The 13,391-nt window shown below is 69.5% G+C and carries 12 protein-coding genes and 1 pseudogene; 4 read left to right on the top strand and 9 right to left on the bottom strand.

The annotated features are described in order from the left end of the window. Positions 1–2: 2 nt before the first annotated feature. The 3 genes from BMG07_RS36030 (at position 3) to BMG07_RS36020 (ending at position 4,615) form a co-directional block, all read left to right on the top strand. Complete coding sequence (locus tag BMG07_RS36030) at positions 3–2,405, top strand: TonB-dependent receptor (RefSeq protein ID WP_198088515.1); 2,403 nt, start codon at positions 3–5, stop codon at positions 2,403–2,405. A 161-nt stretch (positions 2,406–2,566) separates the two neighbouring features. After that, complete coding sequence (locus tag BMG07_RS36025) at positions 2,567–3,835, top strand: tetratricopeptide repeat protein (RefSeq protein WP_198088514.1); 1,269 nt, start codon at positions 2,567–2,569, stop codon at positions 3,833–3,835. Positions 3,836–3,925: 90 nt separating this feature from the next. Then, positions 3,926–4,615 (top strand): TetR/AcrR family transcriptional regulator, encoded by a 690-nt coding sequence (locus BMG07_RS36020; protein WP_198088513.1) that lies wholly within the window; start codon positions 3,926–3,928, stop codon positions 4,613–4,615. A 19-nt stretch (positions 4,616–4,634) separates the two neighbouring features. Here the strand turns inward: BMG07_RS36020 and BMG07_RS36015 are convergent, their stop codons facing one another. Genes BMG07_RS36015 through BMG07_RS35995 form a run of 6 tightly spaced genes read right to left on the bottom strand, consistent with a single transcriptional unit; the run spans position 4,635 to position 10,359 of the window. Beyond that, the gene (locus BMG07_RS36015) at positions 4,635–6,023 is read right to left on the bottom strand and encodes a coniferyl aldehyde dehydrogenase (protein ID WP_374221372.1); all 1,389 of its coding nucleotides are present in this window, start codon (positions 6,021–6,023) and stop codon (positions 4,635–4,637) included. Between the two features lie 29 nt (positions 6,024–6,052). Continuing rightward, positions 6,053–7,192: a DSD1 family PLP-dependent enzyme gene (locus tag BMG07_RS36010; RefSeq protein ID WP_198088511.1), complete on the bottom strand. Its 1,140-nt coding sequence runs from the start codon at positions 7,190–7,192 to the stop codon at positions 6,053–6,055. Between the two features lie 14 nt (positions 7,193–7,206). Then, on the bottom strand, positions 7,207–7,338 hold the full coding sequence (locus BMG07_RS43465) for a hypothetical protein (RefSeq protein ID WP_269759740.1): 132 nt from the start codon (positions 7,336–7,338) through the stop codon (positions 7,207–7,209). Next, the gene (locus BMG07_RS36005; RefSeq protein WP_198088510.1) at positions 7,335–8,780 is read right to left on the bottom strand and encodes a D-arabinono-1,4-lactone oxidase; all 1,446 of its coding nucleotides are present in this window, start codon (positions 8,778–8,780) and stop codon (positions 7,335–7,337) included. The genes BMG07_RS43465 and BMG07_RS36005 overlap by 4 nt, the downstream gene beginning before the upstream one ends. Next, on the bottom strand, positions 8,777–9,163 hold the full coding sequence (locus BMG07_RS36000; protein ID WP_198088509.1) for a cytochrome c5 family protein: 387 nt from the start codon (positions 9,161–9,163) through the stop codon (positions 8,777–8,779). The genes BMG07_RS36005 and BMG07_RS36000 overlap by 4 nt, the downstream gene beginning before the upstream one ends. Before the next feature lie 11 nt (positions 9,164–9,174). Further along, positions 9,175–10,359 carry a porin gene (locus BMG07_RS35995; RefSeq protein ID WP_269759739.1) on the bottom strand — a complete coding sequence of 395 codons (1,185 nt, stop codon included), beginning with the start codon at positions 10,357–10,359 and terminating at the stop codon, positions 9,175–9,177. Positions 10,360–10,605: 246 nt separating this feature from the next. On the opposite strand from BMG07_RS35995, the gene BMG07_RS35990 reads away from it, so the two are divergent. Then, positions 10,606–11,295, top strand: coding sequence for a TetR/AcrR family transcriptional regulator (locus BMG07_RS35990; RefSeq protein WP_198088508.1), 690 nt, complete (start codon positions 10,606–10,608; stop codon positions 11,293–11,295). Between the two features lie 9 nt (positions 11,296–11,304). Here the strand turns inward: BMG07_RS35990 and BMG07_RS35985 are convergent, their stop codons facing one another. The 3 genes and pseudogenes from BMG07_RS35985 to BMG07_RS43460 all read right to left on the bottom strand — a co-directional run. Continuing rightward, positions 11,305–11,976 carry a DUF2894 domain-containing protein gene (locus BMG07_RS35985; protein ID WP_307867247.1) on the bottom strand — a complete coding sequence of 224 codons (672 nt, stop codon included), beginning with the start codon at positions 11,974–11,976 and terminating at the stop codon, positions 11,305–11,307. Next, entirely contained in the window at positions 11,969–12,631 is a 663-nt protein-coding gene (locus BMG07_RS35980; protein WP_198088506.1) for an OmpA family protein, read from the bottom strand. The genes BMG07_RS35985 and BMG07_RS35980 overlap by 8 nt, the downstream gene beginning before the upstream one ends. Beyond that, positions 12,631–13,391, bottom strand: a pseudogene (locus tag BMG07_RS43460) (hypothetical protein); the annotation flags it as partial. The pseudogene BMG07_RS43460 and the gene BMG07_RS35980, both read right to left, overlap by 1 nt.

Raw genomic sequence — 13,391 nt, 5'->3', positions numbered from 1 at the left:
CGCTGGCGGCCGACGCCACCACCGCGCCGGCGCGCAAGAGCTACGACGTGCCCGCCGGTCCGCTTGGCCCGGCACTGCTCGACTTTGCCGGGCAGGCCGGCGTCAACCTGAGCCTGGACCTTGCGAAGACGCGCGGCCTTGCCACGCCCGGGCTGTCTGGCGCGTTCTCGGTGGAAGAGGGCTTCGCCCGCCTGTTGACCGGCAGCGGCCTGCGCACGCGGCGCCTCGCGGGCGGCGACTTCACGCTGGAGGCCGTGCCGGTTCCGGCGGCGGCATCCGCCGCCGCAGCCGCACCGGCCACCGAACCCGTGCACGCCCACGCTGAGCTGACCGCCGTCACCGTGACCGCCCGCACGCAAAGCGACGTGATGGCGCCCACGCGGCAGGTGACGGTGCTCGAGCGCGAAGAGCTCGACAGCCTGCGCCAGGGCTCCGACAGCGTGGCCACGATGCTCAGCAAGGTGGTGCCCGGCATGGCCGATTCGAGCCACACCATCACCGACTACGGCCAGACCCTGCGCGGGCGCAACATGCTGGTGCTGGTCGACGGCATTCCGCTGAACACCAACCGCGACTCCTCGCGCAACCTGGCCAACATCAGCCCGGCCGACATCGACCAGATCGAGGTGCTGCGCGGCAGCAGCGCCATCTACGGCAGCGGCGCGGCCGGCGGCATTGTCTCGATCCGCACGCGCCAGCCCAGCGGCGAGGCGCGCGCCGAGACCACCGTCACCGGCGTCGTGCCGCTGTCGCGGCTGGGCTCGGCCGGCCTGGGCGGGGAAGTGCAGCACTACATCTCGGGCGGCGGCCAGGTGTTCGACTATGCGGTGAGCCTGGGCGCGCGCCGCGTGGGCGGCTCGTTCGACGCGCGCGGCGACCGCATCGCGCCCGAGCCCAGCCAGGGCGACCTGTTCGACTCCAACATCTACAACGGCTCGGCCAAGATCGGCTACCGCATCGACGCCGACCAGCGGCTGCAGTTCTCGGCGAGCCACTACGACGCCATTCAAGACACCGACTACGGCTCCGACCCGTCGGTGGCCAGATTGCCGGCCGGCAGCGTGGCCGCGCGCCCGCTCAAGGGCCTGCAACTCGACAAGCAGAACCGCGTGACCAACACGCTGTTGGGCCTGGACTATTCGAACCGCGACATCGCCGGCAGCACGTTGGCCGCGCAGTTGTACTACCGCGACTTCTTCACGCGCTTCGCGCCCTTCGACGCGCGCGGCGTGTCGGTCCGCGGCGCCAACGTCGACCAGGTGACGCAGAACTCGCGCGTGTTCGGCGGCCGGCTGACCGTCAAGACGCCGCTGGGCACCGACAAGAAGACACAGCTGACCTGGGGCGCCGACTTCAACCAGGAGCGCACCGACATGCCGCTGGACGTGTTCGACCCCAAGCTCTACGACGCGAGCCGGGGCCTGGATTTCCGCCGCACCGGCACGCTGATCTTCATGCCGCCGATCACCACGCGCAGCCTGGGCGGCTTCGCGCAGTTGCAGCACCGCTTCAGCGACAGCTGGTCGGTGGAAGGCGGCGCGCGCTACGACAAGGCCAGCGCGCGCTTCGACAGCTTCACGCCGCTGTCGCAGCTGCGCGTGCGCAATCCCGGCCAGGTGGCCGGCGGCACGGTGGACTACGGCGCCTGGACCTACAACGCGGGCGTGGTGTTCAACCCCACGGCGCGGCACGACATCTACGCGTCGTACAGCCAGGGCTTCGAGCTGCCCGACATCGGCCTGCAGGTGCGCAACGCCACGCCCAGCTTCAACATCCGCGGCTCCGACCTGCAGCCGGTGAAGACCGACACGCTGGAGCTGGGCTGGCGCGGCCGCTTCACCAACGCGGCGGCCAGCCTGAGCGTGTTCCAGTCGCAGTCGGCGCTGGGCGCGGTGCAGAGCTCGTTCAACGGGCTGATCATGACGCGCACCAAGGAGCGCATCCACGGCATCGAAGGCGCCATCGACTACGCCGGCAGCAGCGACCGCTGGGGCGCGGGCGCCTCCTTCACCTGGATGAAGGGGCGCGAGCTGCCGCAGGGCGGCACCCGCTACCAGGACATGTGGGGCTACCGCATTCCGCCGCTCAAGCTGACCGCGTACGTCGAATACAAGCCGCGCGGCGCGTGGAGCCACCGCCTGCAGGCGACCTCGTACGCATCGAAGGACTACCGGCTGAACGGTGTCGAGAGCTTCGGGCGCCGCGACACCAGCGGCTACACCACGGTCGACCTCGTCAGCCGCTGGAAGATCGACGAGAAGAACAACGTGGTGCTGGGCATCGAGAACCTGTTCAACCGCCGCTATTTCCCGCTGTACAGCCAGTTGCTGCGCAACAGCAACAACACGAGCCGGCTGCCGGCCGCGGGCGCGGTGCTGAAGGTGAGCTATACGCACCGCTGGTAGATTGAAGAAGCGTCTGACGACGGGCGCGTGAGTCGCCGGCCGCATCGGCGCGGAGGCCACCACCACGGTCGACATCCACACAGGCAGCAAGACCGTGCTGGATTACCTGATCAAGCCGTTGAACAAGGCGAGCGAGGCCCTGCGCGAACGATGATCGGCCGATGCATCGCAGACCCCCCATTCCGAACCGCGGCCCGGCCCCGACGCAACAGGCACTGAACGCACTGGGCGAGCGCTTCCGCGCGGCCTTCGCGCAAGGCGATTTCGCGCAGGCACTCAAGTTCGCGACACAGGCCTGGCACGCCACGCACAGCCCGCAGCCGCTGGCCGACATGGCGCTGTGCCAGATGCGCCTGGGCCAGCCGCAGCAGGCCTACGACACCTACCGCCGCGCCGTGCAGCAGCTGAAGACGGCCAACACCTTCGACGGGCTGGCCGAGGCCGCGGGGCAGCTGGGCAAGCGCGACGAGGTGCGCGAATACGGCACGGTGTCGCTGCGGCTCAAGATGCAGGAGGCCGCGCGGGAAACGCCGGCCGCCGTGTCGGCATCGGCCACGTCCGTGCCGCCACCGCCGTTCGACCCCGCGAGGCCGGAGCGCAACGCCATCGCCTTCAGCCTGTTCGGCGCCGATCCGCGCTACTGCGAAATGGCGGTGCTCAATGTGCGTGCCGCGCGCGAGCTGTTTCCCGCGTGGGTCTGCCGCTTCCATGTCGACGACTCGGTGCCTGTCGCGGTGCGACAGCGGCTGACACAAGAGGGCGCGCGCGTCATCGACGTGCGTGCGCTCGGCGGCTGCGACCTGCCGGGCACCATGTGGCGCTTTCTCGCGCTGGACGACCCGCAGCTCGACCGCCTGCAGTTCCGCGACGCCGACTCGCTGGTGTCCACGCGCGACCAGGCGGCGGTGCAGGCGTGGTGCGAGTCGGATCGCTGGTTCCACGCCATGCGCGACTACCACACGCACAGCGAACTGATGCTCGCCGGCATGTGGGGCGCCTGCCGCGGCGTGTTCACCGGCATGGCGGCCGACATGCGCGCCTACCTGCAAAGCCGGCCGTTCTCGCCGCGCTATGCCGACCAGCACTTCCTTCGGCACCGCGTCTGGCAGGTGGCGCAGGGCAGCCTGTGCATGCACGACGAGTGGTTCGACCTGCCCGACAGCCGCCCGTTTCCGCCGCACCCGCCCATGGCGGTCGACGCGCGCTACGCCCACGTGGGCGCCAACATCGGCGCGCCCTCGATGCACGTCGCGCACGCGGCGCCCGATGGCACGCCGGTGCACTGGACGCTCTACGACGCTGCGGGGCTGGGGGTGTGCGGCTACGACGCGGTGGTGCGGGGCGGCGGGTTCGAGGTCGGCATTCCCGCGCCCTATGCGGCGGAACTCAAGGACGGGCGCTGGAAAGTCGTCACGCGGCCGGTCGGCTGACCCTACGCGGCAAAGGCGCACTGGCGGGCGCGCGCGGATCGCCCGGCTAAGATCCCGCCGACCGAGACGACGCCGATTCACCCAGACGCCATGGCCACAAGCAGCCTTCAGGAACGCAAGCAGCGCGAGCTGGACCAACGCCGCAAGGACATCCTGAAGATCGTGCGCAAGATGATCGCCAAGAGCGGCGCGCGCGACATCACCATGCGCAAGGTGGCGGACGAATCGGGCTTCTCCAACACCGTGGTCTACGCGCTCTTCGGCGACAAGGCCTCGATGATCGCCAGCGCGGTCGACGACGACCTGATCCGCCTGCACAAGCTCATGCAGGCGGCTGTGGCCCAGGGCGGCACGGCGCTGGAGCGCATTCGCCTGGCGGGCCACGCCTACGTCGAGGACGGCCTCCAGCACCCCGACCCCTACTTCCTGGTGTTCATGGAGCGCCGGCCCGCCGCGCCCATCGAGAACTCGTCGCTGAAGTTCGGCGACCCGGCCTCCGACCCCTATGCCTTCGTGCGCGGCCTCGCCGCCGAGCTGGCGGCCGAGGGCTTCGTGGCGGCCGACGAGAAGCAGGTCTCCGTGGTCACGCAGATCCTCTGGGAAGGCCTGCACGGCATGACCTCGCTGCGCGTGTCGACCGGCGACGATCCGTGGATCGACCGCATCGACGCGGGCGCGCACCTCGACCTGCTGCTCGACATCCTTCTGCTGGGCATCGTGCAGCGCTTCCCGGGGCGCAAGTCGGCGGCGGCCATCAAGCTGCTGTCGGGCAAGCGCTGACGCCTCCGATGCCGGTGCCTCAGCGCACCAGCAGCTTCATCATCCGCGCGAAGGTCTTGCCGTAGGGCGGCCTGAACAGCCCCGTGCCGTTGAACGCCGACTGCCGGAAGATCGGCTTGAGCTTGGAGAAAGTCTCGAAGCCGTACTCCCCGTGGTAGGCGCCCATGCCGCTCGCGCCGACGCCGCCGAAGGGCAGGTCGTCCTGCGCGATGTGCAGCAGCGTGTCGTTGATCGACACGCCGCCCGACACGGTCTGGCGCATCACGTGATCGATGGTCGCGCCGTTCTTCTCGAACAGGTACAGCGCCAGCGGACGCGGGCGCGCGTTGACGTACGCAATGGCTTCGTCGATGCCGCCGTAGGGCAGCACCGGCAGCAGGGGGCCGAAGATCTCTTCCTGCATCACGCGCATGCCGTCGTTCACGCCGGTCAGCAGCACCAGCGGAAAGCGGCGCGTGGCGGCGTCGGGCGCGCTGTCCGACAACGGCACGGCCGCCGCGCCTTGCTGCAGCGCCATGGCCGCCAGCTCCTGCAGCCGCGCGAAGTGGCGCGGGCTCACGATGCTGGTGTAGTCGTTGTTTCCACCGTCAAGGTCGGGATACATCGATGCGAACACGCGCCGCGCGCTCTCTGCAAAGCGCTGCTGCTGCCCTTCGGGCACCAGCACGTAGTCGGGCGCGATGCAGGTCTGGCCCGCGTTCAGCGTCTTGCCCACGAGGATGCGCTCCACCGCCTTGTCGAAGTTGGCGTCGGGCCCGATGATCGCGGGCGACTTGCCGCCCAGCTCCAGCGTCACCGGCGTGAGGTTGTCGCTGGCGGCGCGCATCACGTGGTGGCCCACGGCGGTCGAGCCGGTGAAGAGCAGGTGATCGAAGGGCAGGGCGGAGAACGCGCGCGCGGCCTCGGCGTCGCCGTTGACCACGGCGATCTCGTCGGGCGCGAAGGCCTTGGCCACCAGCGCCGCGAACAGCTCGGCAAAGCGCGGCGTGTACTCCGACTGCTTCACCATCACGCGGTTGCCCGCGGCCAGCGCGGCGGTCATGGGGCCCACGGCCAGGTTCAGCGGGTAGTTCCACGGCACCACGATGCCCACCACGCCCAATGGCTGCGGCATGATCTTCGACGACGCGGGCTTGAACCACAGGCCGGTCGAGCGGCTGCGCACGCGCATCCAGTGCTTGCCGTGGCGCAGCGCGTGCGCGATGCCCTCCAGCGCGGGGAACACCTCGGCCAGCTCGGTCTCCTGGAACGCGCGGTTGTGGAAGTCGGCGCTGATGGCGGCGGCGATCTGTGCGCGGTTGTCCTTGACCAGCGCACGCAGCCGCTGCAGGCGGTCGGCGCGCTCGGGCCACGGCGGCGTCTGGCCGCGCAGGCTCGCGGCGCGCATCGCATCGAATGTCTGTCGCATGTCTTGTGTCATGAATGCTCGCGAGGGCTTCAGCCCGTCTGTTGATACACCGGCCAGTGGTCCTGCACCTTGCCGCCGCGCAGCGTGACGAGGTCGCCGAACTGCAGCAGCACGCCCTCCGCGATGGCGGGGCGCAGGAACACCTGGTCGTCCGTCTTCAGGCCCACGGCCGGCGAGCCGGTCACGTTCTCCTGGTTGGCACTGTGCCCGAGAATGCCGCTGAATTGCAGCCCCTTCGGCGACTCGTACTCCGCCAGCCAGTAGCCGCCGTAGATGTAGAAGGTCTCGCGCTGGTTCACGTCCCACCACGAGAACACCTTCGACTTGCCGTCCAGCGCCGGGATCATCACCGGCCCCGTGGCCTTGATGACCGGCGTGGCGATGAAGGCCGCCGGCACGTGCGCGGCCAGCGTCTCGATGTCGTAGTGCGTGGGCTTGAGCAGCGCGGTGCCGGTGCTGACCTCGGTGCTGAGCGTCTCGGCCTCGTGCAGCTTGTAGCTCGGGCTGCCGCCGGTGTTGAGCGTGAGCCGGTCGTTCCACAGCGCCGGGTACTGCGTGCGCGCATGGTCGACGAAGCCCTGGTAGAGGGCCATGGCCTTGGCCAGCAGCGCCTGCGGCGTGCCCAGCGCCTTCGGCACGCCGAAGCCCACGTGCGCGTCGTAGCCCATGAAGCCCGCGAACTCCAGCTGCTGCGGGTTGGCGGCGATCAGCTCGAGCATGCGGCCGAGCGTGGCGTTGTCGGCCACGCCGCCCCGGTGCAGGCCCACGTCGATCTCGATGTTGGCGCGCACCCGCGTGCCCAGCCCCTTCGCGAGCGCGAGGTACTGCTGCATGCGCTCGGGCGTGTCGATGAGCCACTGCAACTGGCGCGACGGGTCGAAGCTGCCCTTGAGCTGCTTGTAGAACAGCGCGGCCGATTGCACCGGCAGCGGCTTGCCCATGAGGATGTCGAAGTCCGGAAAGATCTCCGCGTCGATGTTCAGGAAGGGCTGGTGAAAGGACATCAGCCGCTTGGTGCCCGCGCGCCTGGCCACGTAGTCGATCAGCGCATGCGAGGGCAGCGATTTCTCGACGATGCGGTAGTGCTTGCCGCCCTGCTTCAGGCTCTGCGTCACGAGGTCGATGTTGCGGTCCATGCGGTCGAGGTCGATGACCATGCAGGGACGCATCGGGCCGTTCTTCTTCAGCTCTTCGTTGAGCGCGCGAAAGTAGTCGTCGTAGGGCGCGCGTGGTCGTCGGGGCGCAGCGCATAGGCGCCCACGGCCCCGACGGCGGCCGCGCCCAGCGTGCCCAGCAGGATCTTGCGGCGGCTCATGCGGTGACTCCGAACAGTTGGCGCAGGTAGGGGTTGAGCATGCGTCCCCCGGGGTCGAGTTTCGCGCGCAGCGCCAGAAAGTCGTTCCAGCGCGGGTAGAGCGTAGCCAGTTGCGCGGGCCCCAGGTCATGGAGCTTGCCCCAGTGCGGTCGGCCCTGGTATTTGCGGTAGATGGGGCCGATTTCCGACAGCAGGTAGTCATAAGGCTCGCCCACCGCCGCGTGCACGGCGATGGAGCAGCTGTCGCGTTCGTGGAACGGGCTGAGCCAGGCGTCGTCGGCCTTCACGAAGCGGAACTCCATCGGAAAGAACACGTCGCTGCGGCGGTCGAGCGCCGCGATCACCTCGCGCACGCAGGCGATGCCGTCGGCGCGCGGCACGTGGCATTCGGTCTCGTTGAACTTGGTGGGGCGCTGCGTGGAAAGCAGCTTCCACGAGCGGTTGCGCGCCTCCTCGGTCTGGTCGCCGTCGATCATCACGCCGGCCACCCAGCGGCGCAGCGACGGGAACCAGCCGAACCAGTCGCGCAGGCGGCGCAGGTCGCGCAGCATGTCTTCGTCGGCCGAGGGCGGCTGCACGGTGTCGCTGCCGTCGTAGAGGTCGTTGACGATGCCGGCCGCGTAGCCCGTGTGGGGCAGGTAGTAGAACTCGAAGTTGCGGTGCTTCTCGGCCAGCGCGGGCGCTTCGTCGAGCATGGCCTGCAGCGGCTTGAGGAACACGCGGCGGTGCAGGTTGTAGGCCGGCACCACGCGCACCGTGGCCTGCGTGAGCACGCCCAGGCTGCCGAGCGACACGCGCGCCGCCGCGAGCAGCTCGGGGTTGCGCTGCTCGCTGCATTCGAGCACCTCGCCGGCGGGCGTCATGAGCCGCAGCGCGGTGACGTCGGCATGCAGCGCGGGCAGCGTGCGGCCCGTGCCGTGCGTGGCGGTGGCGATGGCGCCGGCGAACGACTGCGTGTCGATGTCGGGCAGGTTGCGCAGGCCGAATCCCTGCGCATCGAGCTGGCGCGACAGCAGCGCCAGGCGCGCGCCGGCCTGGAAGGTCACGGTCTGCGCCGGTGCGTCGGTGGACACGAGCGCTGACATGCGGTCGAGCGAGACCAGCGTGGCGTCGGTCGGCACCAGCGCGGTGAACGAATGGCCCGCGCCCACGCAGCGCACGCCGGCCGGGCCGGCCTTGCGCAGCACCTGGGCGAGCTCGGCTTCGTCGCCGGGCGTCTCGATGGCGCGCGGCGTGCAGCGCTGGATGCCGGACCAGTTGGTCCAGCCGGGCGCGGCCTGTGGCGGCGATGGCGATGGCGTTGGCGTGGCCGCCTCCGCCGCATGCGCATCGAGCCCGTGGCGCGCAAGCACCGCGCCGACCGCAAGGCCCGCGCCGGCCTTCAGCACCGTGCGCCGGCCTTCGCTGTCCGCCGAAGGCGCGTTGTCGTTCGTGTCGTTCATTGGTTGTTGTCCTTCCCTTGACTCATGAACCCGATCAGCGCGCGCATGTCGTCCGCGCTGCAGTCCGCGCACAGGCCTTTGGGCGGCATCGCGTTGAAGCCTTCCATCGCGTGCTTCACCAGCGTGTCCATGCCCTTGTCGAGGCGCGGCTGCCATTGCGCGATCGCGCCGGTGAGCGGCGCCTTGGCGTCGATCGACGTGTGGCACGCGGCGCACGAGCGCTCGTAGCGCGCGCGCAGCTCGGCCGACGCGGGCCGCAGCGATTCGGCCCGCTGCGCATCCGACAAGGGGGAGGCCTGCGCCGCTTCTTCCTTGCACGCCGCAAGGCCCAGGAGCAGCACGACGGAAAGCGCAAGGCGAATGAAGGCGTGGGGTCGTCGCATGCGGTGCGTTCCTAGAAGCTGTGGCGAATGCCCACGGTGGTGCCCGTCTGCGTGCGCGCCACCGTCGGGCTCTGCGAGTTCAGGCCCACGAGCTGCGCGCCGATGAGCCCGCCCCGGTACACCGAGTGATCGATCTCCGCATAGAGCATGGTCCGCTTCGACAGCGCATAGCCGGCCACGAACTGGTACTGGCTCGCGGAGCCGTCGAAGTCGCTCGTGTAGCCGCGCTGCTTCGTGAACCACACGTTGGCCGCGAGCGTGAGCAGCGGCATCGGCTTGTAGGTGATGCCGGCCAGGATCATGCGACGCTTGCTGAAGCCGCCCGGCACGCTGGGGTCGACCACCTGCGCGGGCGAGATGATGCCCAGCCCCGCGAGGTCGACCGGACCGAAGGGCCCGTTCGCGAACGAGGTGAAGTTGTTGTCGCGCCGGTTGCCGACGTAGCCCGCCTGCAGCGTCGCCGATTCGCCCAGGTTGAACTGCGCACCGGCGGTGTGGATGTCGAACTTCGCGTTCGAGTTGTCGTCGATGCTGCGCATCCACGCGCCGCTGAGCTTGACCGGCCCTTTCTCGGGCACATAGGCCACTCCCGCGCCGACCTGGCTGCCGCGCCGCGCGGAGCCCTCGCCCTCGCCGATGGCGTACTGTGCGAGCAGCACCACGTCGCCGAGCTGCGCGCCGTAGTGGATCATGTTGTTGGTCTTGCTGCCGGCCAGCAGCGTGTGCTCGGGCTTGAAGCTGTTGAAGTAGTCGGACCAGAGGTTGGAGCCGTAGGCCAGCGAGGCCGCCTCCATCACCACGTTGTACTGGCGCCCGAAGGTGATCTGCCCCCACGACGACGACTGCAGACCCACGAAGGACAGCTGGAAGTACTGCGTGTCGTCGGGCGAGAGCCGGCCGTTGCGCGCGTCGAAGCGGCTCTCCATCTGGAACAGCGCCTGCAGGCCGCCGCCCAGGTCTTCGCTGCCCTTGAGGCCCCAGAAGCTCTCCGACATGCCGCCGCCCCTGGGCATGCGCAGCCGCGAGCGGATGCTGACGGGCGCGCCGTCTTCGCCGTAGTCGGTGGCGTGGGTCTCGTAGCGCAGGCCCGCGTCGACCGTGCCGTAGAGCGTGACGCTGCTTTGCGCCCACGCGGAGCCGGCGCACAGCGGCAGCGCCAATGCGGCGGCCGAAAGCATGGCTGTCTTTCTCTTCATGTTGTTGTCTCCTTCATCTGCCCAAAACCATGGGGACTCGGCCGACTGGACGTCGCTCTTCGCCGGATGCGCGCCATGTCTCTGGCGCGGGGCGGATGTTAGAACAATGATCTGAAAAACACCAATGTATTTTTATGAACTGATGTTCTGTTGAAAATGGCCTGGAACGGCAGGTCGACCACCTGACGCAAGACGGGGCGCGGCTAAGATCGATCAACCCCGAGACCATCGACCCACACGCACGCCATGGCCACAAGCAGCCTTCAGGAACGCAAGCAGCGCGAGCTGGCGCAACGACGCAAGGACATCCTGAAGATCGTGCGCAAGATGATCGCCAAGAGCGGCGCGCGCGACATCACCATGCGCAAGGTGGCCGAGGAGTCGGGCTTCTCCAACACCGTGGTCTATGCGCTCTTCGGCGACAAGGCCACCATGATCACCAGCGCCGTCGACGACGACCTGATCCGCCTGCACAAGCTCATGCAGGCGGCGGTGGCCATGGGCAAGACCGCGCTGGAGCGCATCCGGCTGGCCTGCCATGCCTATGTGGAAGACGGCCTCAAGCACCCCGACCAGTACTTTCTGGTGTTCATGGAGCGCCGGCCCGCCGCGCCCATCGAGACCTCGTCGCTGACCTTCGGCGACCCCGAGCTCGACCCCTACGCCTTTGTCTGCGGCCTCGTGGCCGAGCTGGTGGCCGAGGGCTTCGTGGCGGCCGACCAGAAGCAGATCGCCGTGGTCACGCAGATCGTGTGGGAGGGCATGCACGGCATGACCTCGCTGCGGGTGTCCACGGGCGACGACCCGTGGATCGAGCGCATCGACGCGGGCGCGCACCTGGACCTGCTGCTCGACATTCTTCTGTTGGGCATCGTGCAGCGCTTTCCGGGCCGCAAGTCGGCGGCGGCGGTCAAGCTGCTGTCGGGCGCGCGCTGAGGGGCGGCCTCAGCCGGCCTTGCCGGCGCGCGTCGTCTTCCTGGCGGCGCCTTCGCCGCGCGCGTTGCCGGCAGCGGCCGGTGCATTGGCGCTTTGCTTCGCCTGCTCGACCCACGACAGCGTGTCGACATACGACATGAAGTGATTGAGGTATTCGGGCGACAGGTCGCGCATCAGCGAGAGCGCGCGGTGCACCAGGTGGTGCGAGTTGAGCGGGCCCGCGTTCTCCGGCACCTTGGCCAGCGACTGCGTGAGCCGCAGGTCGGCGCTGAGCTTCGACCATGTGCTGCGGAAGTAGCGCAGCGTCTTCAGCTCCAGCGCGGGCGAGGCGCCGGGCGTGGCATCGGCGGGCACGGCCGTCATGCCGACGGGCAGGGGAGAGTTCTGCGCGGCGTGCTCGACGAGTTCGGCCAATGCGCCGCGCTCGCGCCGTGGCACGGCGGGCGTGTTGTCTTGCGGCTTCGCGGCGCGCGCATCTTCCATGGCCTTGCCATAGGCTGCGAGCAGCGCGGCCACGCGCTCGTCGAGCAGGCGGCGCGCCTCGCCTTCGTGCGTGTCCGCGCGCCTTGCCAATGCCTCGATGAAGCGAAAGCGCACCGGGTCGAAGCGATGGTCGCCGCGCGCGATCCACGCGTCGACCGTCGCCGCGTTGCCGGCGATGACTTCCTCTTCGTTACCCACGGGGCTTCGTGTTGGCGGCGGCGGAAGAGGGGCGCGGCGTCGGCGCCATCTCCACGCGCCGGTTCTTCGAGCGCCCGTCGGCATCGGCGTTCGACGCCACCGCCTGCTCGGAGCCAAAGGCCGCGGCGAACACCGAGGACGAGGGCATGCCTTCCTCGATGAGCGCGCGCGTGACCGTGAGCGCGCGCTGGGCCGACAGCTCCCAGTTGTCGGCGAAGCGGCGCGCGTCGCCGCGCATCTGGCGGTCGTCGGTGAAGCCGCTCACCATCAGGATCTGGTCGCGCGTGCCGAGGTAGGCGGCCAGCGGCGCGGCCAGGCTGCGCAGCACCTGCCGGCCTTCGGGCTGCAGGTCGGCGGAGTTGAAGGCGAAGAGCAGGTTGCCGCTGATGCCGATGCGCCCGTCGTTCAAGGTCACGCGGCCCGCCGCCAGCGGGCCGGCCAGCGCCTGCTCGAGCGCCTCGCGGCGCTTGGCCTCGGCCTGCCGCTGCTGCACCTCGGTCTCCAGCTTGGCCGCGAGTTCCATCTGCATGCCCAGCGCGCACACCAGGATCAGCACGAACGCGCCGAGCAAGCCCGACATCAGGTCGCCGAACACCGCCCACACCGGCACGCCCGGCTCGAGGCCGGTGTCGTCGATGTTGATGTCGTCGCGCATCACGCCTCGCTGCCCAGCGCGGCCTGGCGGCTGGCGAGTTGCTGCAGTCTTCGACGATCTGCTTTTGCGACATGATGCTCAGGTCGATGACCTCGCGCGCCTGCGCCACGTAGTAGGCCAGCTGCTCGTCGCTGCGCGCGAGCGACTTGCCGAGCGCGGCCTCGATGCGCTGCAGCTGCGCGCCCATCTTGTCGTTCGACTGGCTGAACAGCTGCACGGCCAGGCCGAAGGCCTCGCCCATGCTCGCCACTTCGGCGGCGCCGCCGGTGATCTGCGCGGCAATGCCGGTCATCTTGCCGGTCTCGGCCTCGACCTGTTCGGTGAAGCGGCCGCCCACGCGCTCCAGCACGTCGGCCGACGCGGCCACCAGCGAGTCGACCGCCGCGCGCTGCTCGGTGGACGCGTGGTTCACGGCGTCGAGCAGGGTCGAGAGCGTTTCGAGGATGCGGCTGCGTTCTTCCAGCATCGCGTTGTCGCGCGCCATGCTGTCGGAGAGTTTCTGGCGCAGCTCGGCGACCACTTCGGCCGCCGCGCGCGGGGCCTCGGAAGCGGCCTGCAGCAGCTGGGCGATCTCGGCGACGGTGGCCTTGGCGTGCGCATCGGTCTGCGAAGCCATCTCGCGCGCGGTCTGCGCCACTTGTTCGAGCAACTGCTGCTGGCGGCTTTCGGACTGCGCGCCGGCCTGCTGCCATTCGTCCTTGAGCGTATCGGCCATCGTCGCGAGCGAGCCGGTCCATGCGGACAGGCGTTGCTCGTCGCG

This window comes from Variovorax sp. E3 (genome assembly GCF_016082275.1).
Classification (GTDB): Bacteria; Pseudomonadota; Gammaproteobacteria; order Burkholderiales; family Burkholderiaceae_C; genus Variovorax.
This window is presented reverse-complemented; position numbering and strand designations above follow the sequence as displayed.

Excerpts from the sequence above, each read along its gene's own strand:
- BMG07_RS36025 (WP_198088514.1), top strand. The coding sequence starts at position 2,567 with ATGCATCGCAGACCCCCCATTCCGAACCGCGGCCCGGCCCCGACGCAA.
- BMG07_RS35980 (WP_198088506.1), bottom strand. The coding sequence starts at position 12,631 with ATGCGCGACGACATCAACATCGACGACACCGGCCTCGAGCCGGGCGTG.
- BMG07_RS36015 (WP_374221372.1), bottom strand. The coding sequence starts at position 6,023 with ATGCGACAGACATTCGATGCGATGCGCGCCGCGAGCCTGCGCGGCCAG.
- BMG07_RS36005 (WP_198088510.1), bottom strand. The coding sequence starts at position 8,780 with ATGAACGACACGAACGACAACGCGCCTTCGGCGGACAGCGAAGGCCGG.
- BMG07_RS35995 (WP_269759739.1), bottom strand. The coding sequence starts at position 10,359 with ATGAAGAGAAAGACAGCCATGCTTTCGGCCGCCGCATTGGCGCTGCCG.
- BMG07_RS35990 (WP_198088508.1), top strand. The coding sequence starts at position 10,606 with ATGGCCACAAGCAGCCTTCAGGAACGCAAGCAGCGCGAGCTGGCGCAA.
- BMG07_RS36010 (WP_198088511.1), bottom strand. The coding sequence starts at position 7,192 with ATGCGTCCCTGCATGGTCATCGACCTCGACCGCATGGACCGCAACATC.
- BMG07_RS43465 (WP_269759740.1), bottom strand. The coding sequence starts at position 7,338 with ATGAGCCGCCGCAAGATCCTGCTGGGCACGCTGGGCGCGGCCGCCGTC.
- BMG07_RS36000 (WP_198088509.1), bottom strand. The coding sequence starts at position 9,163 with ATGCGACGACCCCACGCCTTCATTCGCCTTGCGCTTTCCGTCGTGCTG.
- BMG07_RS36020 (WP_198088513.1), top strand. The coding sequence starts at position 3,926 with ATGGCCACAAGCAGCCTTCAGGAACGCAAGCAGCGCGAGCTGGACCAA.